At 47.0% G+C, this 25,791-nt stretch carries 20 protein-coding genes and 1 pseudogene; 17 read left to right on the forward strand and 4 right to left on the reverse strand.

The genetic code is table 11. From position 1 onward, the window contains the following. A pseudogene (locus tag QUB30_RS29865) lies at positions 1-796 on the reverse strand (IS630 family transposase); the annotation flags it as partial. A 276-nt stretch (positions 797-1,072) separates the two neighbouring features. Between QUB30_RS29865 and QUB30_RS29870 the strand changes: the two are divergent. The 17 genes from QUB30_RS29870 (at position 1,073) to QUB30_RS29950 (ending at position 13,158) form a co-directional block, all read left to right on the forward strand. Further along, positions 1,073-1,366, forward strand: a complete 294-nt coding sequence (locus QUB30_RS29870) for a hypothetical protein (protein ID WP_333341404.1) — start codon at positions 1,073-1,075, stop codon at positions 1,364-1,366. A gap of 56 nt (positions 1,367-1,422) precedes the next feature. After that, positions 1,423-2,148: a hypothetical protein gene (locus QUB30_RS29875; protein ID WP_333341406.1), complete on the forward strand. Its 726-nt coding sequence runs from the start codon at positions 1,423-1,425 to the stop codon at positions 2,146-2,148. An 86-nt stretch (positions 2,149-2,234) separates the two neighbouring features. Further along, positions 2,235-2,447: a hypothetical protein gene (locus QUB30_RS29880; RefSeq protein ID WP_333341408.1), complete on the forward strand. Its 213-nt coding sequence runs from the start codon at positions 2,235-2,237 to the stop codon at positions 2,445-2,447. Then, positions 2,444-2,785: a hypothetical protein gene (locus QUB30_RS29885; RefSeq protein WP_333341410.1), complete on the forward strand. Its 342-nt coding sequence runs from the start codon at positions 2,444-2,446 to the stop codon at positions 2,783-2,785. Before QUB30_RS29880 ends, QUB30_RS29885 begins: the two co-directional genes overlap by 4 nt. A gap of 89 nt (positions 2,786-2,874) precedes the next feature. Next, the gene (locus tag QUB30_RS29890) at positions 2,875-3,078 is read left to right on the forward strand and encodes a hypothetical protein (RefSeq protein WP_333341412.1); all 204 of its coding nucleotides are present in this window, start codon (positions 2,875-2,877) and stop codon (positions 3,076-3,078) included. Positions 3,079-3,775: 697 nt separating this feature from the next. Then, positions 3,776-4,030 carry a ribbon-helix-helix domain-containing protein gene (locus QUB30_RS29895; protein WP_333341414.1) on the forward strand — a complete coding sequence of 85 codons (255 nt, stop codon included), beginning with the start codon at positions 3,776-3,778 and terminating at the stop codon, positions 4,028-4,030. An 88-nt stretch (positions 4,031-4,118) separates the two neighbouring features. Continuing rightward, entirely contained in the window at positions 4,119-4,478 is a 360-nt protein-coding gene (locus QUB30_RS29900; RefSeq protein ID WP_333341416.1) for a hypothetical protein, read from the forward strand. Positions 4,479-4,502: 24 nt separating this feature from the next. Beyond that, entirely contained in the window at positions 4,503-4,691 is a 189-nt protein-coding gene (locus QUB30_RS29905) for a hypothetical protein (RefSeq protein WP_333341418.1), read from the forward strand. Between the two features lie 69 nt (positions 4,692-4,760). Further along, positions 4,761-5,402 (forward strand): Uma2 family endonuclease, encoded by a 642-nt coding sequence (locus tag QUB30_RS29910; RefSeq protein ID WP_333341419.1) that lies wholly within the window; start codon positions 4,761-4,763, stop codon positions 5,400-5,402. 412 nt (positions 5,403-5,814) lie between these two features. After that, positions 5,815-6,042, forward strand: coding sequence for a hypothetical protein (locus QUB30_RS29915; RefSeq protein ID WP_333341421.1), 228 nt, complete (start codon positions 5,815-5,817; stop codon positions 6,040-6,042). 120 nt (positions 6,043-6,162) lie between these two features. Beyond that, the gene (locus QUB30_RS29920) at positions 6,163-6,402 is read left to right on the forward strand and encodes a hypothetical protein (protein WP_333341423.1); all 240 of its coding nucleotides are present in this window, start codon (positions 6,163-6,165) and stop codon (positions 6,400-6,402) included. Further along, on the forward strand, positions 6,402-9,743 hold the full coding sequence (locus QUB30_RS29925) for a DUF3854 domain-containing protein (protein WP_333341425.1): 3,342 nt from the start codon (positions 6,402-6,404) through the stop codon (positions 9,741-9,743). The genes QUB30_RS29920 and QUB30_RS29925 overlap by 1 nt, the downstream gene beginning before the upstream one ends. A 179-nt stretch (positions 9,744-9,922) precedes the next feature. Further along, on the forward strand, positions 9,923-10,087 hold the full coding sequence (locus tag QUB30_RS29930; protein WP_333341428.1) for a hypothetical protein: 165 nt from the start codon (positions 9,923-9,925) through the stop codon (positions 10,085-10,087). A gap of 735 nt (positions 10,088-10,822) precedes the next feature. After that, positions 10,823-11,017 (forward strand): hypothetical protein, encoded by a 195-nt coding sequence (locus tag QUB30_RS29935; protein ID WP_333341429.1) that lies wholly within the window; start codon positions 10,823-10,825, stop codon positions 11,015-11,017. Between the two features lie 122 nt (positions 11,018-11,139). Further along, the gene (locus tag QUB30_RS29940; RefSeq protein ID WP_333341431.1) at positions 11,140-11,610 is read left to right on the forward strand and encodes a MarR family transcriptional regulator; all 471 of its coding nucleotides are present in this window, start codon (positions 11,140-11,142) and stop codon (positions 11,608-11,610) included. Then, positions 11,607-12,359: a nitroreductase gene (locus QUB30_RS29945; protein ID WP_333341433.1), complete on the forward strand. Its 753-nt coding sequence runs from the start codon at positions 11,607-11,609 to the stop codon at positions 12,357-12,359. The genes QUB30_RS29940 and QUB30_RS29945 overlap by 4 nt, the downstream gene beginning before the upstream one ends. 31 nt (positions 12,360-12,390) lie before the next feature. Continuing rightward, positions 12,391-13,158 (forward strand): NAD(P)-binding domain-containing protein, encoded by a 768-nt coding sequence (locus QUB30_RS29950; protein ID WP_333341435.1) that lies wholly within the window; start codon positions 12,391-12,393, stop codon positions 13,156-13,158. 1,582 nt (positions 13,159-14,740) lie between these two features. Here the strand turns inward: QUB30_RS29950 and QUB30_RS29955 are convergent. The 3 genes from QUB30_RS29955 to QUB30_RS29965 form a co-directional block, all read right to left on the reverse strand. Further along, positions 14,741-15,772 (reverse strand): PleD family two-component system response regulator, encoded by a 1,032-nt coding sequence (locus tag QUB30_RS29955; protein ID WP_333341437.1) that lies wholly within the window; start codon positions 15,770-15,772, stop codon positions 14,741-14,743. Further along, the gene (locus QUB30_RS29960) at positions 15,765-25,301 is read right to left on the reverse strand and encodes a PAS domain S-box protein (RefSeq protein ID WP_333341438.1); all 9,537 of its coding nucleotides are present in this window, start codon (positions 25,299-25,301) and stop codon (positions 15,765-15,767) included. The genes QUB30_RS29955 and QUB30_RS29960 overlap by 8 nt, the downstream gene beginning before the upstream one ends. Positions 25,302-25,516: 215 nt before the next feature. Further along, on the reverse strand, positions 25,517-25,681 hold the full coding sequence (locus QUB30_RS29965; protein ID WP_333341441.1) for a hypothetical protein: 165 nt from the start codon (positions 25,679-25,681) through the stop codon (positions 25,517-25,519). Positions 25,682-25,791 lie beyond the last annotated feature (110 nt).

A 25,791-nucleotide genomic window follows, 5' to 3' on the forward strand; every position in this document is an offset into this window, starting at 1 on the left:
GCATACATTTTAGCTCTCTTTAATGCACTAAAATCATGCTCAATATCATTTAAGTCAGGAGAGTATTTTGGTAAAAATATTATCTGATGACCCGCCGACTCAACCAATAGTCTAATGACCGTCTTACGATGAATGGGTGCATTATCCATAATCAATATAGATGGACTTGTTAAATCTGGTAACAAATATAAAGATAACCATCCTTCAAATCCTTCTGCATTCAAACTACCCATAAAGAGCATTGGTGCAATTAAGTCCTTCTTTCCTTTTCTTCTTCCTGCTACTAAATTTTCTCTTTTTCCCCGTTTTCCTGGTATGAGCGCCATAGACTTTCTTTCCTCTTTTTGCCCAGGCATAGACAGAACCTTCAAATTCCTCAAATCCAGACTCATCAATAAATACAAGACTTTTGCTGCCATAAATTTTAATTAATTCTCTCAGATTACTATAATATTTCATTCTTGATTCTCTATTTCTTTCTTTATAGCGAAGTTCTTTTTTTTTTTGTAATTTTCAGTTTTTTTAAGGCATAGCAGATGGCACTCGGTCTGACGGAGAAAGTTTTTGCTCTTTCTACTAATCTTGCTTCCGGATTTTTTTCAACATCTTTTTTGAGGGCTTCCCAATCTAGCTTTCGTTGACGGTGAGTGACCTGAGTTGGTCGAAGGTCTTCCCTACCTAGCCATCTATAAATTGTTGCTCTTCCTACCTTAAATATGGCGGCAGCTTTCGTTATACTCCCTCCATTTTCCACATAATTGACTACTTTTTGTCGATAGTCTAGACTGTAAGCCATTTTTTTCTAATTAACTATTTTTATCGATTTTATCATGATCTTGCCTCTGTCTCACATTTATTTGAAATGACTATAAAAGCTCTTTGTGTACTAGCATAATGTCTAGTATATATTGAGCATTTAATGTCTAGTATTTGTTAGAGCATAGACACTAGACACAAAGCTCGATTAAGGTGCTAGACAAAAAGCTAGAGGCGCTAATTTTAAGCTAGCGTGATACTAGACAATTAAATAGCATTATGCTAGACTGTGGCTAGTTTATTACTAGACAAGACTATGACGAGCAAAACCAATAAGCCCGAAACCCCTACAAATAAACGGCTCCAGCTCAATTTGAGACTGGACGGACGGGAGGACTTGCTAGAAGCTATCAAGACCACGGCCGAAACAAAAGGCTTAAGCGTCAACGCTTGGGTTGTGGGGTTGCTAGAGTCAGCGACGGGGATGAAACCTGCTAGTGCAGCGCCGACAGGTGGGGATTTAGAATCAACCATAGCCCCCCTGCTAGACAAGTTGCTAGCAGAGAAGTTAGCCAGCTTTGAGGAACGGCTGGGAAAATTGAGTGCCTGAGTGAGTCATCGCCACCACCATCACTCAGGCAAGAATTGGAGGCTAAGGATAAAGAATTGCTATCAAGGACGCGGCAACTAGAAGAGCAAGATCGGGAACTGTTAAAGTTTCATGAGCGGATCGGGGACTTGTGGCTTAAGGCCCAAAATTGGAAGGAGCAACTCGATATCGAGCGCGCCGATCGTAAACTCATTGAGGAGGAATACTGGGATAAGGTGGAGGCTCTCACAGAATTGCGATCGGAACTTGCCGAACTTCAAAAAAATCTAGCAACTGCCAACCAACAATTAGATGAAGTAACAGCCGATCGCCAGCAAGTCGAAGCCCAACTGTCCGACCTGCAAGCGCAGCTTGCAACACTGGCAGCCGATCGGGAAGAACTCGCCCAACTCAAGAAACAGGCGGCAGAAGTCCACCGGGAAGGACGATCGATCGAGCTTGAGAAAGTGAGCGGGCAGCAGCAGCTTACCGACGCTAAATCTGAACTAGCGGATGCAAAAGCAACCATTCTCAAACAGGGCGACAAGATTCGGGAATTGGAGCGGGGATATAATTTCAAGCCCAACCCCGCAGAGTCCGCCTTGAGGTTAGAGATAGGCAACTTGCAAGCTGAGTTAGAAGCCTATAAGCAGCAGCAGCAGCCAACGACTGAACTTGAGTTGCTGGAGCCGGCTGAGTTGCTCAACCAGTTGAAGACCAGGCGCAAGAAATCAACCACAACGCTCGCAGATGTTGAGAAAATCTTAGAAATTCTTGAGGAAGGTAGTAATGAGCCAGACTGACTTTGAGCGTTTTGTAGACAACAAAAAAGCAGAACTCGCGCTCGTGTTTGCGCGGTAGTGGCCGGCTGGATGAAGATATCCCCGATATGCCCGGAGTATCAGATGCTGACAGCTTAAGGGAGCAATTCTATGATTCGATCGGACAACCCATAAATGCCTGGTTTGCCCCTCCCGATGGCATCGACTGGGAAGGATTGAAAAGAGAGCTAACTGCCTACTCCGATGAAATCTGGGCGGAGTGGATGGAGAAAAAGAAGGCACAGGATAGGGCAGAGGCAATCAGGGCGGGGCGGATATGAAACTTGAAGAGTATCAAAAAAGATTGATTGAAGCTGGTGTCTTGCCTTGGAACGAATATAACCAGAAGCGTGCTGAACTCCAAGCTGAGTATCTGGCCGGGCAAGTGGTCGCCGATGCTGAGACAGCCATCAAATTCATCTCCGATGCTCAACAGCGTGGGGAATTGCCGGAACTGGATACTCCCGTCAACTTGGAGGCAGATTGGAGAAATTGTGAACTGTTGGAGTTAAATGATGAAGAATCGCCAGATAAGCGGTGGTGGCGTTGTCAGATTGGCTCAGCGGTGGTGGTGGATGTATCAGCAGAGAACGGTGAAGTTGTCTTGATGTCGGTTTAATGAAAGAGTCCCGACGCACCCGTTGGGAAATTAGGAATCATGCCCCGTTCATTCTGGGGCTTTACTCGCACAAATTTTGGAGGGTAACGATGATTAGATGTCCCGGCTGCAACTCCCCCAACACTTCCAAGGGATTAACCTACTACATCCCTGAGAATTTAGAAGAGGCTACGCGATGCCGTTGTATTGACTGCGGTGCGACTTTTGAAAATTATGCTGATATCACTGACCCTGACGAACGACGCGACGTGCGAAACCAGGCAAAGATGCAAGCTGAGGAACGCCCGTTCTAGGGGGACAATTTAGAAGTCCTGAGACGACACATCCCACGGACATTAGGAATCGATACCCCGGTTAATATCGGGGTTTTTCTGGCTTCGCTTATCCGATCGCCCGATCGCCCCAAAAAAAAGCCCCCGACGGAAATGTCAGAGGGCTTTTTTTACACGATGGGTAATTTGCAATTGGTAATTGGCACTGAGTCTTTGCCCCAATTACCAAAACTATAAACGGCTTCAGGAGTTTTGGCGATCGATTTTGTCGGCGCGCAATTTCAAAAAATAATCAATTTTCTCTTTCGCTTGTGTCCGAGTTCCGTTGCCACTGTAAGAATACCCATAAGTCAGGCACAGAATTTCCCAGCGCGCCGGCCAGAGAAAACAGAGAAAAGAGCGGTAAAAAAAGATACTTTCGATTCACGGCACGGTGTGGCTGGATTCGACCACGCATGGTTTGAAAGTATTCGGTTATCATCGTTCAGTTTTCCCTTGTGGGGTAAGAGTTTGAGACGATTTTGGATCCAGTTTTTGAGCAGCCGCGCGGGAGTACACTTGAAGCCGTTTTATGCCCTGAATTGGCTCTATTGCGTCCATGAGTGTTAGGTTAGCAGATAGCTTCAGAAGCTATAAAATAACTTATAAAGCCTTCTGAAATTTGGTTATGAGGATAGCTTTTGAGGTTTACTGAAGATATCTGATATATTCGGAGCTTATGGGAGTTACTAAAAAAGCGAAAATTACATTTACTTGCGAGCCAAGTCTTAAGGACGGTTTAGAGGAATGGGCACAATCAGAAAGTCGCACTTTGTCAAATTTGGTAGAAATGTTGATTCGACAGGCTTATGAAGAACGCTCTAGTTCTACCGATCGCCCGTCCAATCGCACCGACGACCAGCAGCCAACAGAAGCAAAGCCAGCAACAGCAGCGAAAGCTAAGCGGGGTAAGGCAAGTAAAGGTGCTAGTTAATGTCTAGTAACCGTCTAGCATTAAATTTTCACAATTCAACCCAAACCATACCGACCGCCATTCCTTGACGTTTATTACAAAGAAGTAAATGAACAGTTCCGATCGATTAGACCGAATAGAAGCAATCCTTGCAGCCACCGCAGTGCAGCAGCAGGCAAACACCGAGGCTCTGACCAGGCTGGAAGCTCAAACTTCTGCCAACACTACTGCCATCGATCGTCTGACCGAGCGGATTGACCAACTCACCGATCGCGTTGACCGACTGGCTCAACGTTTTGACGGTCTGGTTTCAGCAATCGGGAGCCATCAAGAAGCGCTGAGGCTGATTTCCCAGCAGAACAACGAATGGCGAGAGCAAATGAGAATCATTCAGACAGAAATTCGCGACATCTGGCAGTACCTCAATAACCAGCTCCGAAACCGTGGCAACGGCGGCGGGCAAAACTGAAGTGGCTGCTAATAAAGCGCGGGTGTGGGGAATTTAGGGACGATCGCCCTTGGGAGTTGGGGCGGTGCGGACGATCGGCTTCTTAACAAAGCTTGGTTTGACACTCCCGATCGCACATCCGAACCGCAGCCAACAGAACCGGAGCCCACAGCACCCAAGCCAGCGACAGCAGCGAAAGCCAAGCGGGGTAAGGCAAGTAAAGGTGCTAGTTAATGTCTAGCAAATATCTAGCAAGTATCGAGCAAATGTCTAGCAAATGTCTAGCAAAGGAAACAGGCAACCATGATCCAAACCCAAACCAAAACAGAAACAGTCACATTTGATGAGTTTGTCGCTTGGTATCCAGAGAACTCTGTCCACCGCTACGAACTACACCACGGAGTTATTGTTGAAATGCCTTTAGGAACCGGCAACCATTCCAACGTTACGGGCTTTATTACAAGTGAAATCAATTTTGAAATCAGGCGACTGCAATTGCCTTGCTCCATCCCCGGTGACTGCCTGCTCAAGCCCATCCGCAACGAGGCTGGCTACCAGCCAGATACTATTGTCCTCAACCAAACTGCATTTGCTTGCGAGCCCCGCTGGGAAAAAGAATCAATCATCACGATGGGGTCTTCGGTACGACTGGCTGTAGAGGTCGTCAGCACGAACTGGCGGGACGATTACCATCTCAAATTCGCTGACTATGAAGAGATGGGCATTCCTGAATACTGGATTGTGGACTATCTCGGATTGGGCGGTCGCAAGTTCATCGGCACTCCCAAACAACCCACTCTCTCGGTTTGCCAGTTGGTAGATGGAGAGTACCAGGTCACACAGTTTAGGGGGGACGATCTGATTGAGTCGCTAGCTTTCCCAGAATTGAGGTTGACGGCTGAACAGATTTTTCGCGCCGGCTTGCCACCAACCGAACCGAGCTAGAGAGACTGGGACGATCACGAAAAGGTGACGATTTTTGAGAAGAGGCGCAATTCCCAGATGTGGGAATCATGGGTATAGAGGAGCGCGGGACTGTGGGGAATTTAGGGGCGATCGGCTTTGTAATAGTTTGTACCTACCTTTTTTATACGGGAAAAATACATTTTTGCGTAAAGTTGCAAAGTTTGCGTAAAGTTGCAAAGTGGTAAACTCGCTCGCCTACCCTGTTTTTTACTAACCGGGATAGACAACAGTTGACTGACGCAACTTTTTTGTTTTTACGAGTCGGTCACTATCGGTCACAAGCGGTCAAACTTAATTTTTGGCAGCCCTATTCGATCGGAAGCCTCGATCGCCACTGGCTTTCAGGTGTTAGAATCTATTTACTTGCTGATGGACTATTGAGGCAAACCGTATGCTCTATTCGGAAAACAAAGTACAAGTTGCAGTTTGGCTGCAACCAGAAGTTGTCGCCAACTGCGATACCTATGCCGAATATTTTTCCCAGTCTCGCTCCGGTTTCATTAATGAAGCCTTAAAATTGTACATTAAGCACGCCGAAAAGCATTGTCAGTTGCTGGCAGAAAACGGAGAAAACGAAACTAATTCACACGGACACAACGAAGAAGCGCTGGCCGCGTAAGCTTTCCAGCGCTTTTTACGATTTTCAATACACCCTAACTTTGTTTCCGAAAAATCTTGGCAGGTTTTAGCAACAAAGTTAGGAATTACACCGCAATAAAGGGCGGCTCTTACCAATATTATGTCACACCTGGTTTCAAGAAACACGCGCCCCATTGGCGACGTGATGGTTGATGCTAGCTTGCCTGCTAGCTGTAGCGGTTCGATCGCACATTCCCAGAATTCTGACACTACCCATAGAGTTAAAAAGTCTTCAAACAAGGGCTGTAACTCAATTTTACCACATTCCCCGCAAAATACGACACTAAACCGGGGATTTTCTGCTGTTGGTTTTGAAGCTGCGATGGGGGGTGCGGTCTAATGGTTGCACAATTTATCACAACTCAACCCTTTCTCTGTGACAAACACAGACAGGAGATGAAAAGAAGGGGTTTATTGAACGAATGGGCGATCGCCAATTGTCGAACCATATCCGCCGAAGAAGCCTCGCACCACTTAGGCTACAGCGCAAAATGTGGCGGCATCCTGTTTTCAGGCGTCACCCTGCAAATTCAATTTAAGCCAGACAGACCGTGGAAAGGAGAAGGCGACAAAAAAGCACCAAAATATCGCACTCCGTCGGGCGAATATGACGCATTCGTGCCACAACACCCCACAGACAAAGATTACTGGGAGCCGGAAAATCTTAAAAAACACTGTTGGCGACATAACGATATCCCGTGCCTTGTTCTCACTGAGGGGCCGTGGAAAGCGATCTCTGGGTGTGCTAACGGTATCCCAACTATTGCGCTACTGGGCGTTTCTATGGGATTAACCCCAAAAGCCAGCGATGTACAAGGCAAAAAATATTTAGTTCCGGTACTAGAGAAATATGCTAAGGCCGGCTTTGGATTTATATTTTCCTACGATGCCGATGCTGCCACAAACCAAAGCGTTAACTGGGAGCAACGCAAACTTGGTCGCCAGCTTCTCAAATTCAACGTTCCGGTTTACAGTGTCACGGGAGCCTGGGACGCTAGAACAGAGATTGAGTTCGGCGAGATAAAGGAAACCAAAGGGATGGACGATTTTATTCAGCATCTAGGTATCCAAGCATACAGGGATATACTTTCTCGTGCGATTACTTTTGACGAATGGGAAAACAAAACTTTCCCCAAGGACGGGAGCGGCGGGGATGGTGGCAGCCAAGACAAATACTTAGTCCGAAAATCAACAACTTTTGAGGCGCACTGCTGGAAAAATTTGTTTGGTGATGATTGGATTGTCATCAACGATGCTTTTTATCAGTGGAATGGTCGCTACTGGCAACTTCAATGCGATGCAGACGTTAATAAGCTCCTAGCCGATTTCACTAGAAACTGTTACGAGCCAGCGGCTGATGTTGGTAAAAACTTTAAGTTTGGGACTAGCAAATATTTGGACTCTGCGTTCAAATACTGCCGGAAAGCGCTACACAAGAAAGTTGAAACTTCAACAGTTCACCTTAAATCTTTCGCGAACGGGACTGTAGATTTGAGAACGGGTACACTATTCCCGCACGACAAACAGCATTATTTATTGTCGTGCTCGCCCTGTGAGTATGTGGCGGGTTCTGATCTTCCACCAGAATTTAAAAAATTTCTCCTTTCTACCTATGGTGCTGAGCAACTAGAAACTATCCGAGCACTAACCTCGATGTACCTTGACCCCACAGCTCCCTATGGGAAGTTTGCTTATCTAATGGGAGACAGTGGAAGCGGGAAAGGTGTCACGCTACGAACTTGGGAAAACTTAGTTGGTACAGAAAGCAGTGTCAGCTCGAATAGCTTGTCTGAGCTAACTAAACCCGAAGGGCGACATCAACTGCTCACAAATAAGTCATTCTTCTATATTCCTGACACGGGTGGCTATCTTAGCGAACTCAAGGCATTTTACGAATTGGTAGACAACGGCCCTATGGCAGGGCGGGCCCTATTTTCTGCTTCAGGCTACCAAAAAAAATGGAACGTGCGATTCGCGATCGCGTCAGTCGAGCACATCCAAACCGAAAATAGTGGCGACGGCTGGGATAGGCGTTGTATACCCATACAAACCAAGAAGCGAGGACAAATCACCGAAGATCCAGACCTCGGTCGCAAATTAGCAGCAGAACTAGGCTCGATCGCCGGTTGGGCTTTATCAATGGACAAAGCAGAGCGCGATCGAATTTTGCTAGTGCCATCAACAAATCCAGCGGTGATGGCTTTGAAACAGGAAGGCGCAATTCTAGGAGATAGCGTTCGCGGTTTTGTAGATCGCTGTTTCCGACCTGGCAAGAATCACTATGTTGGAGCCGATTTACACAGTTGGTACGTGGCATATTGCAAGGCCCACAACAACACGCCGCAGGGATACAACAAATTTGTGCATCACTTACAACGGGTGCTCGCTAACCAATATAGAGCTTCAACAGTTGTGAGGGAAGGCGAAACAACTAGGCGCATTCGGGCAGGTTGGTACGGACTTGAAGTTTTACCCTGTTTCATCGACTTAGCCGTAAACAGTGAAGAAGACAACCATACTAACCGCCCTCATGTAGAGAATTGGGTTTGTCTAAAAACCAAGTGTGAGGACGGCGGACTGCAAGCATTGACCGAAAACCTTGCTGTTACAGACGTTACGACCGATTTATCCTCTGTTACACCCTCGAAAAACGCTGAAACCCGCATGGTTACAGACGTTACACTGTTACAAGGTGAAAGTCGCCAACATGAAAAAATATCACCACTTGCGATCGCCGATAATTATAATACCCGGTCGGAAGGTGAACAGTTAATCGATGTAACGCCTGTAACCACAACTGTTACACCCACTTTTGAGTCCTCAGAAAAATCTTGTAACAGCTCAAAAACTTGTAACAACCCTCAGCTATCCGAGCCAGGGACGATCGCCCCTCTGGAATCCAAACCAACAGAGCCAACCGAACCAACAGAGCCGCCGAGCGTCCCGATGGTGAATTGGAATGTCGGCGAGCGAGTAAAAGTTTCGACCCAGTATCCCGGAGCTCAAGAATATATAGACGAGCGGGCCACCGTAGTTAAGGTGTGGAGCGATGGGCTATGCCGAATTGAGCTTGACCGCGAGATTTCAGTCAAAGAAGGTAAACCTACCAAACAATTCAACCTTAACGGGCGTTACTTAGTTTCAGAATCCGCGACCGACTCAAATCTCAACGAAGAGGAACTAGAACTCGTTAACCTGATGCGGTTCGCGGTTACACAATCAGACCCCCTAGTTACCGATGCCGTGAAAAAATGTCTCACGGAAACTTGCGACAAAGGTTTCGCTAACCGAAAAAAAGTTTGGGGAGCGTTGACGGCGAGTGAGCGAACTGTATTTAAAGCGCTACTAGCTGAGTTAGAAGCTCAGCCTCAGCCGAAACAGTTACCTCACACCCCCGCCCCGGTCGAGTCCGAGCCAAAAACTCTATCTGCCCCAATCGAACTCTCGAAGCGGGAGTGGGAACAGCCGACAACAGAAGCAGTGACCCAAGGAGAGCCAATACTGACGCCGACGCCAGAACAGTTATCTGTGCCGATTGCCTCGGAGGAGTCAGAGCCAGAGCTGGAATTGCCAATCTTCACAGCAGATACTGAAGCGCATCAGCTTGATTTGCTGCCTGATTTCAAGCCGCTTTCAGACTCCGACGGGAGATTTTTGCCCGAATCTGAAGATTGGGCTTAATTCAAGAACACACTGCGAGCTTTGTCCTATCTAGGCTTTCGTCTCTCTGTATCGATATTGGCTCTTAGTCAGCTTCACCCCAAGTAAGTGAGTTATTCCCATGAAAACATTTGTCGAATTCCAGCAGACTTATCTGTTCGCGACTCGCACCGTCGAGAGAAGCCGCCATCAATCGCATCATGAACAACCGCGAGCATCAAATATCGCAGGCGAAACTCGCAATCGCCACCGCAAACCGAAAACTTGAAAATTTAGAATCTTCGCGGATAGTGTTCCAAAGCTTTGCTGGGTACGAACAGGAACCGCCCGATGTGGGGGAGTTGCGGGAGGAATTGGCCGCCTAAATCAGCGACTGGTGGCCGCCTATCAACTTCCTGAAATTACACCCTCTAAACGCGAGAAGCGGCTGCTGCGAGCGAGCAAGTCAAAGAATTCGTTGAAGGCGTGATTCTGAGTCTCAGTACCGAATCAATAATCAGGTGGAATCCACCTGGGGGGGTGTTGACGGGGTGGCAAGCAGATTGAAAGCAAAGCTGCTGCAAGGCTTTGAGTTGAGTGACCAAGCGAAAAGATACGCTTGCTGTAATTCAATCCAGATGTAGCAACTTGACTATTAATTCAATCCAGATGCAGCAACTTGACTATTAATTCAATCCAGATGCAACAACTTGACTATTAATTCAATTCAGATGCAGCAACTTGACTATTAAATCAATTCCGATGCCATAACTTGACTATTAAATCAATCCAGTCTTTGTTAAAAACGCTAAAAAATTAGCTAATTGTTGCGTCAGCTAAAGTCAGGCAAGTGCAGTATAAAGTCAGGCAAGTGCAGTATAAAGTCAGGCAAGTGCAGGTTTTGCAGGGGCTGCACTTTACCTGTATTTACCGGAAAATATCCTGCAAATGCCTGACTTTTTCGGTCACATTGCTGCTTTTTTGTGCTGTTCGTGCCTTTGCCTGTTGAGGCTGGTTAAGGCTGTTTAGTTTTGCTAGCAAGCAATGTTTTTGTGATCACAAACTCTGACTTTTACGTGCAGAAACAAAAATAATGCACCCTTATGAATGGGGCATCCTAGATGTCAAGGCGCTTGATTTTTACCCGCTCTTCGACTGTACCGATTGCTCACATTGGTCTTGCTGTTGTGGCGGTTTTTGTGGAGGCGATCGACGCCGGAAAAGTCACAACAGCCGATGTTATGGCGGCTGTCGGCAAGGCGCATTTGCACAGTTTCAGGGACTTATGGGTTCTCCGGTTGGAGCCGGAAAACTAGAATCTAAAATCTAAATTTGCGGCTGTGTCCGTCGTTTAAATCTGGCGATGGGTTGTGATCCTAAAATAGGTATTGAACTATTATGTAGTGCAATATATAATGGTAGTTGACTGGATTTTAAAATGAATAACAACTCGAATATCAACGAACGGCGGCGCGTGGGGAGGCAGCTTTCGTTTGCCCTCTATAGTGCGTCGAACCGCGTCATTCGGCTTCATCGGCCCTTTCTTGAGCCTTTGGGCCTGACCTATCCGCAGTTCCTAGTCATGCTCGCCCTCTACGAGGATGCCCCGCGCACGGTGGGCGATTTAGGGCTGGAACTCGGCATGGAAAACGGAACCTTGACGCCCCTCTTAAAGCGCCTTGAGAGCGCGGGGTTGGTGACGCGCACCCGTGACCAGCAGGACGAACGTCGCGTTCTTATCGATCTGACAGAAGCGGGCGAGGCACTTCGCTCCGCAGCGTGCTCGATCCCTGAAAAGATTGAGACGGCCTGCCGTCTCTCCGATGAAGACCTTGCCGAGCTTCGCGACACCTTGAACGGGCTAGGTCATCCCCGTTCGGCCAACGCCCCCGACTGGATTACCGAATGACCACCTTTTTGGGATTCACCATGTCAAACACAACACCTGTACCAAGCAGCCCCATCGAATTAGCAAACGGGCCGTCGCAAACCTTGTCTTTTAAAGAGACTGTGCGTGAGCGTCATTCTGTCCGGAGTTTCCTGCCAACCCCTGTCCCCGACGCTGTGCTCCGCTCGGTTCTGGAAGACGCACAACGCACACCCTCGAACTGCAACACCCAGCCCTGGCAGGTTCACATCGTCTCCGGCGCGACACGCGACGCGCTCAGCAAGGCTCTCCTTGCGGATGACGAGGCTGGTCGGATGACACCGGACTTCAGCTTCTCCACCGCCGATTTTTGCGGCGTCTACAGCGAGCGCTCCAAGGCGCAAGGCGCGGCCTACTATCAGGCGATTGGCGTCGCGCGCGAGGCGACCGAAGATCGCCGGCTCGCATCGCGATACAATCTGGAATTTTTTGGTGCGCCGCACGCCGCGTTGCTCTTCATGCCTTCCTTTGGCGACGATGTACGAGTGGCTGGCGACATCGGAATGTACGCTCAGACGTTGTTGTTGTCGCTGACGGCGCACGGACTTGGTGGCATACCACAAACGATGCTCGGCTTTTACGCCGACACGATCCGCGAGATGTTGGGCATTGATCCGTCCCTGAAGATGCTGTTCGGTATCTCGTTCGGTTATCCCGACAAGACGGCCACCGCCAATCGCTATCGGATCGACAAAGCCCCTATCGAGGAGAGCGTGACCTTCCACAATTAACAGACATTCACATCCGAAAAGGACGAACATCATGAGCAACACGAAGAATCTCAAAATTGGCATTATAGGCGCCGGCAACATTGGAAAAACCTTGGCCCGCAAACTGGCTCAGGCGGGACACGACGTGAAGGTCGCTAACTCGCGTGGCCCCGAAACCATTGAGGCCGATGCGCTAGAGTTTGGTGCCCGCGCTGTTACGACGGCAGAAGCGGTGGAAGGCGTTCAGGTGGTAATCCTCTCCATCCCCTTGAATCGCCTTCCCACCATTGCTCCGCTGCTCGCGGACGTACCAAAAGATACAGTCGTTATCGACACGTCGAATTACTATCCGGGGCGTGACACCCAGATTGAAGCTATCGAAGCGGGTCAAGTTGAAAGCTTGTGGGTGGTCGAACAACTCGGCCGTCCTATAGCCAAGGCATGGAATGCCATTGGTACCGACTCATTCGCAAGACTGGGCACGACCAAGGGAAGTCCGAATCGCATTGCTATCCCCGTTGCGGCAGATCGGGAAACGGATCGTGAAGTGGCCCTGGCGCTGGTTGAAGATACCGGTTTTGACGCCTTCGATGCGGGCACACTCGAAAACTCATGGCGACAACAGCCGGGAGCCCCCGCGTATTGCACCGACCTTACCTTGGCAGAGCTACCCGACGCGCTGGTCTGGGCCCAAAAAGAGCGCTTACCCAAGCGCCGCGATATGGCATGGGCGATATTGACGGAGCGATTTGATGACATCACCAACCTTAATCCCGATGCGGGATATTTCCTTCGTCTCAGCCGACTCTTGAATATGTAAAGGCATCGTTTGCTGTTGAGCTACTTATTATGAGAAGAGGACGGGAAAAATTTCCCGCCCTCTTCTCGATCTGGCCGACGCATCACGCTCGCCAAAGCGCTGTAACTTGGGACTTGGGACTTGGGGCTGTGTGGAAATCCCGAAAAAATCCCTTTGCAAGTTCAACAAATCCAGCAATATCACGATGGCGCGTGTTGCACCTCGATGTCGCAAAAAAGTGTCCTAGCCTAACCCACAACCCACTGTCGATCAACGCCGGAAGCCTGAAAGCTGCCGATGTTGTGCCATCGTCGGCGAGGCAGAATTTGCCCAGTTTGATCGGCTTATGAGTTCTCATGGGACAGCATGAAAACTAATATTTGCTCATACTTACTAATTTTTATTCATAAAATTAGTAACAAAAACTAACGAAAACTAACGAAAACTTACCCCCGATCGCCCCTTGGTGCTGTCACAGGTTGCCTCTTCCGTCCTCGGATTGAGGAGCGATCTGAGTTAAAAACGTAAATTTTGCATAAATTTTGCATAAATAAACATAAATAAGCATATTGCTGCTGTGCGGTTTTTCCGTGGTCAGCACCAAAAAATTATGCGCGTTCGGGGTTTGTCGGTTGCTAGTATCGATCGCCTAACTAATCCCCGGTAAGTCGGTAAGGATTGCGTTGAGTTGATTTATTTTGACTTTATTTGACTTTTCTTGACTTTTAGCCCGATCGCCCACAACTCCCGACAATCGGGGACGAGGTGCGATGGAGCGGACTAAATACACTTTTTACATTGTTTGATCGCCTGTGTAGTGTATTTGGGGTATAGCCGAGATACGCGCAAAATAGGACAAGACGTAAAGTTGTGTAAATATAAGACAAAATAACTTGAAGTAGCAAAGCCTGAAATACTTGGCAGTAAAAGATGGACGCTTTTTGGGTCTGCACGAAGGCAGAGTGTAACTAATACTCTGCCTTCTCAAACTTGGTTGAATAGTCAGCCAATTTAGGATGCTTTTGTGCTTGCAAGCTTCCTCGAAAGCTACGTAGGGGGCTATTTGTTACGTTTCTTAATATCACGTCCTCGGAATGCAAGTATCTCGGCTGTACCCCGTAAAGACAAGCGCCAAGAATACCGTAGAAGGAGCATATTTGGCATCGGTCAGGATGGAGAAGAGTGGGCGAATTATCTCGCTCGATATTCGTTAGAAGTCCAAGAGTTAATGAAGTTAACCCGTAATAAACGTCGCTTTTATCAACAGGGTATACGGGCTGCAACCTTGATTAGGTCTAGTTCCTAGGCCTCTTTGTCACCCTCCCAGGTCTGGAGAATAGGGTGATACAACGGTTCCCGCTGTTATGAGGTACAATAACAACAATGAGCAAACCAATTTCTTAAATGTTGAGAATTTATTAAGTTGAGAGTACCTGCAATTATTGTTTTAATCATAAAGGTGGTAGTTGGAGCGAACCTACGTAAAAAACATTTGAGTTGTGACCACCACAGTTCAATGAGGTAAAAATCTGGGGAGTATGGGGATAAACACCTAAATCAATTTATGTGGGAAGCAAGTTGAGTTGAACTCAAAGCCTAATGATTAAAAAGTTTTCACAATTGAGCGGTTTCTCCCCTGCTCTTTAGCTTCGTATAATCCTTTATCGGCCGCAGCAATCAAGATTGAGGGGTCAGAGGTGTCCTGGGGAACTACACTGAAAACGCCCAGACTCAAGGTGACGTATTGATTAACAGCAGATTGAGCGTGGGCAATTTTAAGATTTAGCACTTCATGCCGTATCGCCTCAGCGACTTTTAGCGATCCTTCAGCTTTTGTATTAGGTAGAATTACAGCGAATTCTTCACCTCCGTAACGAGCCAATATATCTGCCGGACGCTTAATAGCACGGCAAATCGCTTGAGCCACTTGCTGTAGACAGAAATCCCCGGCTAAATGACCATAAGTATCATTGTATTTTTTGAAATAATCAATGTCACCTAAAATCAAAGATAAGGGTAATTGCTCTCGTGCCATCCGTTGCCACTCTCTATTGAGAGATTCATTGAACTGACGACGATTAGCGATTCCTGTTAAGCTATCTAAAGAGGCGAGACGCTGTAGCTCGATATTAGCTTCAACCAAAGCAGATTCAGCTTGTTTACGATTCTTAATTTCCTGTTGTAGCAATACATTTTGCTCGGCGATTTTCTGTGCTTGCTTCTGAAGTTGGAGATACAAATTGCGGAGAATTATTTGGTTTTTAATGCGAGCTAAAACTTCGGCTGACTGAAAGGGTTTGGTAATGTAATCTACCCCTCCAGCATCAAAGGCTTTTACTTTATCAAATACATCATCAAGAGCGCTGATAAAAATTACTGGAATCTCCGCTGTTTGTGGATGAGTTTTGAGCAACGAGGAGACTTCATAGCCATCCATTTCTGGCATCAAAATGTCAAGTAAAATCAGAGCGGGGGGAGAATTTTGGGCAACTTTTAAAGCGAGCTGACCGTTAATTGCCTTCCGGACTTTATATCCAGACCCGGTAAGGATAGCCGACAAAACTCGGAGGTTGTCTGGATGATCGTCAACGATGAGGATGTCCCCAAAGGAAGGGGGTACTTGATGGTTATTCATTACTAGATGCTCGGATTAAATCAAAGAGTATATCTAAGCGAAAGTTATTAATCAAATCTGTCAGGGTGCGTGCTAAACTTGCCTCGCTTTCGGGAATTTGGTCGATTAGCTGCAATATTACCTCGTCGTTAGCACAAAGCACCTCGTGTCGGAACTGTGCTATCCACTCAGAAGGCATGACGTTTAGATCCTCTAGTGTTAAGTTTCTCGGTGTTGCTAGCTCAGGTGAGCTATCCGACAAATCCTCTTGATAAATATAACGGACTCCTAAGTGTTGAGCCATCTTGTCAAATAGCACCGACTCTAGAAAAGGCTTATGTATAAAGTCATCGCAGCCTGTTGTCATAATCTTGGCTCGATCTTCGTCAAAAGCACTAGCAGTTAAAGCAATAATTTTTGTTGCGTTGGTAGATGATGAGTTGGCAGGTAAGTTGTGATTCTCTCCAGCTACTGCACTTTGCTGTTCCAAAGCTTTTATTTCTCTAGTTGCTTCGTAGCCGTCCATGACGGGCATTCGCATATCCATCCAGATTAAGTGTGGTTTCCAAGTTGACCACAAAGCGATCGCTTCTTGACCGTTAACCGCTTCTCGCACTTCAAATCCTAACGGTTCGAGTATTCTTAAGAGCAACTGACGGTTCTCTTCGACATCCTCAACAACTAGAATGCGGTACACAGGTTGATTTGGCTCTAATCCAATAACTTCCTGGGTAATCGATAAACTCTTGTCATCAGATTCATCAACCTCGCTCGCGAGGATATCGAATGTGAAAATTGTTCCCTGACCGAGTTGACTGCTGACTGCAATCTGTCCTCCCATCATCTCTACGAATTGTTGGCTGATAGGTAAGCCCAGCCCCGTTCCTTGCATCGATTTGCGACCTGCTTCTGTTTGTACGAAGGGGTCGAATAAAGTTTTAATTTCATCGGGAGCAATGCCGGGACCAGTGTCTTCAATTTCAAACAAAAAATAAGTTTTGGAGCCAATGTTTGGGAGAGCAAATTTTTCTGATATCCGACCCTTTTTCACTCGTAAGGCGATGTGACCTGAAGCAGTGAATTTAAGTGAATTTCCTAGCAAATTAATTAAAACTTGACGCAATTTATTTTCGTCAGTTTCCACGTATTGGGGAACATTTAATGCCCGTTCAAAGGTTAGCTGCAAGCCTTTAGAAATAGCTTTAAAGTTGAACATTTGTTCTAGATCGTTCAGTAGCTGACACAGGTCAAAGCGACTTTCATTGAGCGTAGTTTGGCCTGCTTCAATTTTGGACAATGACAAAATATCGTTGATTAAATTAAGCAAATGTTCGCCACTACGGTTGATGATTTTTAGCTGTTCTTTTTGGTCAGAGGTAACGGAACTACTGCGAACCATCACCTGGCTAAAACCGAGAATGGCGTTGAGAGGAGTACGCAGTTCATGGCTCATGTTAGACAGGAAGCGGCTCTTAGCGATGGATGCAGCTTGGGTGGCTTGGAGTGCTTTTTGCAAAGCTGCTTCTGCCTTTCTGCGTTCGCGAAGCGCAGCTTGCTGTTCGCTCACATCTATGGCATGACCTACGGCTCGGATTGCTCGTCCGTTGGCATCTCGCATGAGCGTGCCGTAATCGGACACGTAAACGTAGTGACCGTCTCGATGGCGAAGTCGGTATTCCAAAACGAAATAATTTTGAGTTTCATTGGCCAAGGCTTCGGATAGCTGCTGGGAAATTTTGGGGAAATCTTCTGGATGGACGTGTTCGTTCCACCACTCAACGTTCGCCTCGGCTTCTTCGGGGCGGTACCCAACAAGTTCAAATAGTCCCTGTGTCCGCAAAAGGCTATTCTGATTGAAATCCCAGTCGTAGATAAATCCTTTTACTGCCGATGTTGCTAGCTGAAAACGCTCGTTGCTTTCTTGCAGCGCTTGCTCTATTTGCTTGCGATCGCTAATATCGAAGGCTAAGCCCTGAAGCACTTGAGTCTGTCCATCAGAGGAAACGACGAGATTGGCTCGATCTCTGATCCAAAGTGTGTTGCCATTACGAGTTACCATACGATATTCGACGCTCAATGGCTCTCCCGTAGAGATCGTGGTGCTGACAGCTTGCCAAACGAGATCGCGATCTTCTGGATGTACGAAATCGGCCCAACTATTAAAGAAGCCAGCAGACCACTCTTCTGAAGGAACTTCCAGCAATTGTTGCAGTTGCGGGCTGATATAAGCTTGCTCGGTTGTTTCCCCAATCGGAGAGATATAAACGACTCCGGGAATTTGCTCAACCAAGGTGCGATATTTATACTCGGCTTGTTTGAGCTTTTCTTCTGCAAGTTTGCGATCGCTAATATCTAATATCACCCCATGCCAAACTTTAGAACCATCTTCGCGGGCTTCGGGTTGAGCTTGGACGCGCAGCCATCTTAGTTTCCCAGAAGGAGCAATGCTGCGCCATTCAGAAGTGAGCGGTTCCAAGTTTTGAAGGGAACGAGTAATTGCCTCTTCAAAGCTGGGTCGGTCATCAGGAGAAATTTGGTTTTCGAGGAAATTTCGATCTTTTAGGATCTGCTCCGGCTCGATTTCAAACATATCTCGGCAACCGGGACTGACATATTCAAACTGGGCTGAACCATCGGGGTAGTATCCAAAGGAATAAAGGGTTCCCGGAATGCTAGCCGTCAGGTGTTTGAGCCGACCTTCGCTGAGGCGCAGTGCTTCTTCTGCGCGTTTGCGATCGCTAATATCTTCGACAATGTACGACAATCTCGGACGACCGTTGGGGCCAATTCCGATCGGGCAAACACTGGCAGAGAGCCATTTTTGTTCAGTTGGAGTCTCGTGAGGATATTCAAAGCGCACGACAGCTCGATCGTGTAAAGCTTCTCGGTAGCGCTCCATCCACTGCCGTCGGTGTGCTGGTGGCACTCCCATCTCACTTGCGAAGCGATTTTTCATCTGTTCTGGGGTAGTGCCGAAAAACCTCGCTGATGTTAGGTTATCGGAAAGATGCAGAATATCGTCCTCATACAGCTCAACAATCCCCATCAGCATTGAGCCGCTGTCAAAGAAGCTGCGAAGGGTTGATTCGCTCTGCCTCAGTGCTTCTTCTGCCCGTTTGCGATCGCTGATATCTTCGATAATGTACGACAATCTCGGACGACCCTCAGAACCAATGGAAATCGGGCAAACGCTGGCAGAGAGCCACTTTTCTCCTTTAGGAGTTTCGCGAAGGTATTCAAATCTGACTGGAGCTTGAGTTTTTACAGCTTCCCAGTAGCGATCGAGCCAAAGTTGCAGGAGCGATCGCGGCACTCCCGTTCGGCTAACGAATTGATTGTGCAACGCTTCTGGGGTAGTGCTGAATAACTGTGCTGTTGCTAAGTTAGCAGACAGATGCAAAATGTCATCTTCATACAGCTCTACAATCCCCATCATCATGACGCTGCTGTTAAAGAAAGCTCGCAGGGTAGACTCGCTTTGCTGCAAAGCTAGTTCCATTTGTTTCAGTTGGGTAAGGTTACGCAAACTTGCCACCACCCCTGAAATCGTGCCATCTGCCTCTACATAAGGAGCGTAGGTAGCGCTAAGAAATTTCTCTTCGCCGTTTGAATATTTAAACGACTGTTCGTATTGAATAATCTCTCCAGCTAAACATCGGTCTACTTTGGGTTTGATTTGAGTTTCAAACAGGTCTTTACCTAAAAATTCACTAATAGTATGTCCGAGTATCTCTTCCTCAGAGCGCTGATGCCAATTCAGATATGCTTGGTTAACAATTTTATAGGTATAGTTGCGCTCGATTAAACAAATTGCATCAGTAGTAGTGGCAACAATCTTTTCGTAGCGTCGCAGGCTTTCTTCAGCCTGTTTGCGCTTGGTGACATCTCTTCCTACTGCTTGCAACTCTATTAAGTGACCGTTGCTATCAAATATGCCTCGGTTAGTCCAGTGCGTCCAACGAATTTTTCCGCCAGCAATCACTCGATTTTCAATAGTAACAACTGGATTTTGCCAACTGATTTTATTGACGCATTGAGCCACATATTCCCGGTCTTCCTCAAGCACAACGGGTTCGTAGTCATATCCCACAACTTCTTCCCGCGTTATGCCAAAAAATTGACAGTAAGCCTCGTTGACATAAGTAAAAGTGCCATCGGGTAAAAACCGAGCAATGAGTTCTGTCTGATCTTCAAGAATGCCACGATAACGGGCTTCGCTTTGCCGCAGTGCTTCTTCTGCCTGTTTGCGAGCGGTAATATCAACGAACGAGCAAACCACTCCGCCAGGAAGACGTTCGCCTGCTGGAAATAAAGGTTGGGTATTAATAGAAATCCAGGTAAAACTACCATCCGGTTTGTGGACTCCCATCACCACGTTTGAGCAAGCTTTGCCCGTTCGCAGCGTCACCATTGCTGGGTGTTCTTCTCCTGGGAAGGGGGAACCGTCTTCGCGAACCGATCGCCAAGCCGGATCGAGGGAAGTTCGCCCCATCATTTGCTGGCGAGACAAGCCGAGAATGCGTTTGGCACTGGCATTACAAGTACGGATCGCACCGTCCGCGTCTTGCAAGACAATTCCCTCTGCCATCGCTGTTATCACAGTACGGTAGCGTTCTTCGCTCTCTTGGAGGGCGGCTTGCGTTCGCGCAGCGCGGCTTGCCGTTCGCTTGCGGTCGGTGATGTCGCGCACCAGACATACAACCTCATCGGCACTGCTTTTTACGATGCGCGTCTCGTAGCTATGGACACCATCAGGGGTTTCGAGGTCGTGTTCGTAAAGTTCTAGCGTTCCGGTTTCCGCTACTATCTGGAAACGTTCGAGAAAGTCGGTTTTAATTTGTTCGGGAATGGGGGTGTCCTGTAGCTTTGTACCAATTAGCGCTTCGCGCGGCACCTGTAAGGTACTGTCATTTCCCGCCACATCTAAATAAGTCCCATCTACCCGGTGTCGCACCATCAAATCGGGTATTGCGCTCAAAAGCGCCTGCATTCGTTCTTCGCTTTGTCTGAGTGCGGCTTCTGTCTTCTTGATTTCGGTAATATCTGTCGAAATACCGCACATGGCATAAACATCGCCGTCAGAGTTTTTTAAAGGAACTTTGGTCGCTAAAAAGTAATGAAGCTCTCCATGACGATCGAGTCCTACTTCTTCAAAGCGATGGACAAGGCCGCTGTTTGTGACGAGATCGCTATTTTCTTTGTAAGTTACAACTAACTCTTCGGCAAAAAAATTACGATCGTTTGCTCCAATAATTTCAGTTGCGCTACATCCAAAAAGTTCCTCAGTTAAGCGATTGACATAAGTATAGGTACCGTTCAAATCTTTGATATAAATACAGGCACCTGCATTATCTAAAATGGCTGATAGTTTTGTTTCGCTGCGTCGTAATTGGGTTTCTATGTGCTTGCGCTCCTCAATTTCCTGCTCTAATTGAGCATTTATTTGGGTTAGTGCAGCCGTGCGTTCTTGCACCTGAGTTTCTAAAATTTGGTTGTACTCTTCTAAGAGTTGTTCCGATTGTTTGCGCTCCGTGATGTTGGTGATAGTGCCGATGTAACCGATGATGTTCCCATCAACATCTTTTTGGGCGATCGCTTGTCCCAATACCCAGATAACGCTACCATCGGGTCGTTGAAAGCGGTGTTCGCAGTGATAGGGAATGCCTTGCTGTACAAAACTCAACCAAGCAGTAAGAGTGCGATCGCGATCCTCTGGATGTATCGCTGTTGCCCAACCTGCTCCTATCGATTCCCCTAGAGAAAGTCCGATCATTTCAAAACTGCGTTCGTTTCCATACACGCAATTGCCCTGAATATCGGTGCGGAAAATTCCTACAGGTGCAGTTTCCGCTAAAGTAGCAAAACGCTGTTCGCTTTCCTGCAATGCTTTTTCTACTTGCTTGCGTTCGGTGATGTCGATAACAACTCCGGTGGCAAACCAATAATCCTCAGATTTGTGTTTTTTAGCCAGCAAAGTGTTAGATAACCACTGCAAACTGCCATTTTTATGGCGGAATCGATACTCTAAGGTAATTTTTCGTCCAGCATACAAATCTTCCATCGCTGGCAGAACGATTGCCTCAACATCTTCGGCAGGAATTCTAGATGACCACAAACTCGGATCGGCGGCGAATTCTTCTCCTTTGTAGCCAAAAATTTCCTCTCCATTGGGCGAATAGTAATTGTATTCCCAGACTTTGTTAGGATGAATGTGTGCCGAGGAAATGAAAGCGGCTGTATTATCAAGCACTTCTTTGAGTCTGGCTTCCGACGTTTGCACAGCCGCTTGTGCTTGTTTGAGTTCGCGCAGCGCGGCTTGCCGTTCGGAAATTTCTTGCCGCAATTCCTTATTTGTTGTCGCTAGTAGGGCAGTGCGTTGTCTGACTCTGATTTCTAACTCGTCGCGAGCCTGTTTGAGAGCCGCTTCTGCAACTTTGCGTTCGCTAAGATCGCGAGCAACTGCCAAAACCGATTGCACCGAGCCATCGCTGCCAAACTCAGGCACCACGCGGGAAGCATAATAAGTTAGCCCTGCAAGCGATGGAATTTCGTATTCAATGTTTTGCTCGCCACCCGTTTCAAATACCTGCTCAAGGGTTGTTCGCCAAAGATTAACCAATGCTTCGGGCGCACCCAATTCATTAATAGTTTTACCGATAAACGTGGTAGGAGAAATCCCGGATTTTCGTTCAACTGTGGGGTTGATATAGAGATAGCGACATTCCCGATCCAATCGCATGATAATGTCGGGCGCATTTTCTACTAAAGCGCGGAACTCTTGTTCTCGTTGTCGCAGGGCTGCCTCTGCTTTTTGGCGAGCGGTAGTATCGATCGCGACTCCACCAACTAACACTTGCCCCGATGAAGTTGGTAGCGGAAACTTGTAAACCAAAAACTCGCCAATGCTGCCATCTGCGAGGCGAGCTACTTCAATTGTTTCGAGCGTTTGATTGGTTTCTAGAACTGTGCGAATATTTTTTAAATATTCTTGACTGAGTTCTGCTGGAAAGATAGAAAGGTCTATTTTGCCAACTAAATCTCTTGGCAAATTGAACATACGGGAATAAGCTTCGCTGAAGTAGAGAAGTCGTCCATCTCTATCCGTTATCCAAGCAGCGGCGGGGCTGTGATTCATAAATGCTTGGAAGCGGGCTTCACTTTCTTTTAAGGCTGTTTCTGCCTGTTTGCGATCGCGAAGCGCGGCTTGCCGTTCGCTAATGTCGCGTAGAAAGACTGTAAAAACTTTTTCTCCTGCCAATTCCAATCGACAAATTGAAGCTTCAGCCGGAAATTCCGTGCCATCTTGACGGCGACCGACAATTTCGCCACGCCTACCCATCTTCCTTGCTGTTTGGGCAGATTGAGCAAATTGTCCTACGTGCTGGCGATGACTTGCCACAAAGCGTTCTGGCAAAAGTCGGTCGAGTGTCTGACCGAGCATTTCCTCGGAAGTATAGCCAAAAATCCGTTCTGCGCCTTGGTTGTAGAGGGTAATGCGTTGGTTGGAGTCTACTGAGATAATGGCTTCATCGGCAATGTCTAGAACCCCAGAAAGACGGGCTTGAGAGGCTCGCAGGGCTTCCTCTGCGCGATAGCGATCGCTGATATCGCGATCGCAGGCAAAACTGTATTCTTTACCGTTAAATTCCAGATAATTCAGCGTTATTTCTACGGGAAGAACACTACCATCTTTTTTGGAATGTTGAGAAGTAAATGAAAGTGTTTTTTGCTCTTTAAGTTGTTGCCAATGGTGCGGCCATACCTCAATCGGAAAATTAGGATCGGCCTCCCAGACGCGCATCGACAGCAACTCTTCGCGAGAATATCCTCTTTGCTCGCAGGCTGTTTGGTTGACCCGCAAAATTCTGGCATCGCGATCGACCCAGGCAAGGCCGAGAGAGGAGTGTTCGAGCGAAAAATCAGCCAGTTGCAGTTGTTCTTCTATTTGCTTGCGTTCGGTAATATCTTCAAATAGATAAAGCCGTCCGAAATAGCGATCGCTATCGTCGCGAATTTGGGTTGAAAAACGACGAATCGTGCGCCCGTCGCTAAAAGGAATTTCATCTTCAACAACGGCTCGATGTTCTTCAGTTTGCAGCGGTTTGCAGGATTCGGCAAAAGCCGGAACATCTGCAAGGGCAGGCAAACAGTCAGGAATGATATCGTTGTTTTTCAGTTGACCCTGCTGCATCTGTTCCTCTAGGTGTTCGATACCCCAGATTTTGCAGAAGCGATGATTGAAGTAGAGAATGTTATCAGTACGGTTATCTACAACGAAAAAAGCGAGTGGCGAAGCATTGGTCATTGCTCGCAGCAACGTTTCTTTCCAACGCAGCTCTTCTTCAGCCCGCTTGCGTTCTGCTATATCGGTAGAAGAACCCACCATTCTCACCGGATTGCCGCGGTCATCCCAGAGTGCCTGACCGCGATCGAGAATCCATTTATAAGTTCCGTCCTTACATAAAACGCGGTGTTCGGTTTCGTAAAAAGGAGTTTTTTTAGCAAAGTGATTTTGGATTGTTTCCATCACCCCGGCAAAATCTTCTGGATGGACTCGTTTAGCCCATTCATTTAAATGGTGGGAAATTTCGCGATCCTCGTAACCCAGTATTTCCTTCCATCGTGCTGAGAAAAAGACTTCATCGGTTCTAACATTCCAATCCCAAATTCCATCATTGTTACCCCGCAAGGCTAACTGCCAGCGTTCTTCACTTTCTCTCAAAGCGTTTTCAACCCGCTTGCGCTCCGTGATATCCATGCTGACACCAAGTAAGCGAGTTCGCGAATCGCGATCTACTAAAGGCGTTAAGGTAGTGAGAAAGCAACAAATCTGTTCTCCAAAAGGCAGATTTTCCTCATAAGAGATTGTTTTACCTTGCTGCAAACAGTCGTAGTAATGCGCCCGAATCGTGGCAGATGTCTGCGAGTCCCACAGTTCGTCCAACCGTTTGCCAATCCAATTCTCAGCTAAAGTCCCAGTTGAAGATTCAATGGCTCGATTCATCCTGACAACTTGAAATTCGCCATCCTCAAGCTGTTTTACCACCCAAAGGGTGTCTGTCACCGAGTTATAAATGTTGCTTAAAAACTGCTCTCGCTCTTGAAGTGCTGCTTGTGCAATTTTGCGCTCTCCAATCTCGCGCTCTAATTCTCGGTTAGCTGCCTCCATCTCTGCGGGACTCCGGAGCGCTAATGCTTGTGGCACTAATGGCACCAGCTCTATCGCTGTTAATACTGAAACGAACGCGGTTATGGCTTTAAGGCAACCACTCAGCCAATAAGTGGGATGCCATAGCGTCCAAATCTCCATCAAGTGAGTGGTACCACAAGCGACGATGAAGGCGCTAAATAGCAGAAATATCCAGGAGTAGGGTAAATCTCGTCGCTTACGAACAAAATAGAGCAGCGTTATCGGGATTGAATAATAAGCCAGGGCAATCAGCAAGTCGGAAACAATATGAAGCCCCACTAGCCCTGGTTTCCAGAGATAGCAATGCCCGTGGGGGATAAACGGTGCTATAGCAAAAAGGTTTTTCCAAAGTTCCAGCATTTTCTTCTAACTGCAATAACGACTTTTGCGATTGCCCAGGGAGGGTGACAACCCGCCTGAAATCTTTATGGAGTAAAGATTTTGCCCACTTATACCAATTTAATATGAAGCTGCATAGAATAGGGCTTCAAGAATAAACTTGTAAGATAACAACGAACTAATTTGCGAGCGGGGTGATTTTTTCAAGAACTTGTTTCAATCGCTCTCGTAATCGCTCAAGTGTTGTAAAAACCTTTCCAACAAGTTCCTGTTTTTAACCACAATACTTGTATTCGTTCTTCCTGACTCGCCGCTGTACGAGTATTTTTTAGTTGTTTTTCTAAAAATTCTGCACTTTGTTCAATTGTGATTTTTAAAAGACTAACCATAAAACGCACCATAAACGCCATCTTTCTATTATATGCAACTTCACATATAATAGACATCTCCCAAAAAGAAATAGTTGGTCGATCGCTCTTACATTATAATGGAAGTTTACCTAAAAAATATG

It is taken from the genome of Microcoleus sp. BROC3 (assembly GCF_036702515.1).
In the GTDB taxonomy this organism is placed as follows: Bacteria; Cyanobacteriota; Cyanobacteriia; order Cyanobacteriales; family Microcoleaceae; genus Microcoleus.

Coding starts and splice junctions, on each gene's coding strand:
- QUB30_RS29870 (WP_333341404.1), top strand. CDS start 1,073: ATGACGAGCAAAACCAATAAGCCCGAAACCCCTACAAATAAACGGCTC.
- QUB30_RS29880 (WP_333341408.1), top strand. CDS start 2,235: ATGCCCGGAGTATCAGATGCTGACAGCTTAAGGGAGCAATTCTATGAT.
- QUB30_RS29885 (WP_333341410.1), top strand. CDS start 2,444: ATGAAACTTGAAGAGTATCAAAAAAGATTGATTGAAGCTGGTGTCTTG.
- QUB30_RS29890 (WP_333341412.1), top strand. CDS start 2,875: ATGATTAGATGTCCCGGCTGCAACTCCCCCAACACTTCCAAGGGATTA.
- QUB30_RS29895 (WP_333341414.1), top strand. CDS start 3,776: ATGGGAGTTACTAAAAAAGCGAAAATTACATTTACTTGCGAGCCAAGT.
- QUB30_RS29900 (WP_333341416.1), top strand. CDS start 4,119: ATGAACAGTTCCGATCGATTAGACCGAATAGAAGCAATCCTTGCAGCC.
- QUB30_RS29910 (WP_333341419.1), top strand. CDS start 4,761: ATGATCCAAACCCAAACCAAAACAGAAACAGTCACATTTGATGAGTTT.
- QUB30_RS29915 (WP_333341421.1), top strand. CDS start 5,815: ATGCTCTATTCGGAAAACAAAGTACAAGTTGCAGTTTGGCTGCAACCA.
- QUB30_RS29920 (WP_333341423.1), top strand. CDS start 6,163: ATGTCACACCTGGTTTCAAGAAACACGCGCCCCATTGGCGACGTGATG.
- QUB30_RS29925 (WP_333341425.1), top strand. CDS start 6,402: ATGGTTGCACAATTTATCACAACTCAACCCTTTCTCTGTGACAAACAC.
- QUB30_RS29930 (WP_333341428.1), top strand. CDS start 9,923: ATGAACAACCGCGAGCATCAAATATCGCAGGCGAAACTCGCAATCGCC.
- QUB30_RS29935 (WP_333341429.1), top strand. CDS start 10,823: ATGTCAAGGCGCTTGATTTTTACCCGCTCTTCGACTGTACCGATTGCT.
- QUB30_RS29940 (WP_333341431.1), top strand. CDS start 11,140: ATGAATAACAACTCGAATATCAACGAACGGCGGCGCGTGGGGAGGCAG.
- QUB30_RS29945 (WP_333341433.1), top strand. CDS start 11,607: ATGACCACCTTTTTGGGATTCACCATGTCAAACACAACACCTGTACCA.
- QUB30_RS29950 (WP_333341435.1), top strand. CDS start 12,391: ATGAGCAACACGAAGAATCTCAAAATTGGCATTATAGGCGCCGGCAAC.
- QUB30_RS29955 (WP_333341437.1), bottom strand. CDS start 15,772: ATGAATAACCATCAAGTACCCCCTTCCTTTGGGGACATCCTCATCGTT.
- QUB30_RS29960 (WP_333341438.1), bottom strand. CDS start 25,301: ATGCTGGAACTTTGGAAAAACCTTTTTGCTATAGCACCGTTTATCCCC.
- QUB30_RS29965 (WP_333341441.1), bottom strand. CDS start 25,681: ATGGTGCGTTTTATGGTTAGTCTTTTAAAAATCACAATTGAACAAAGT.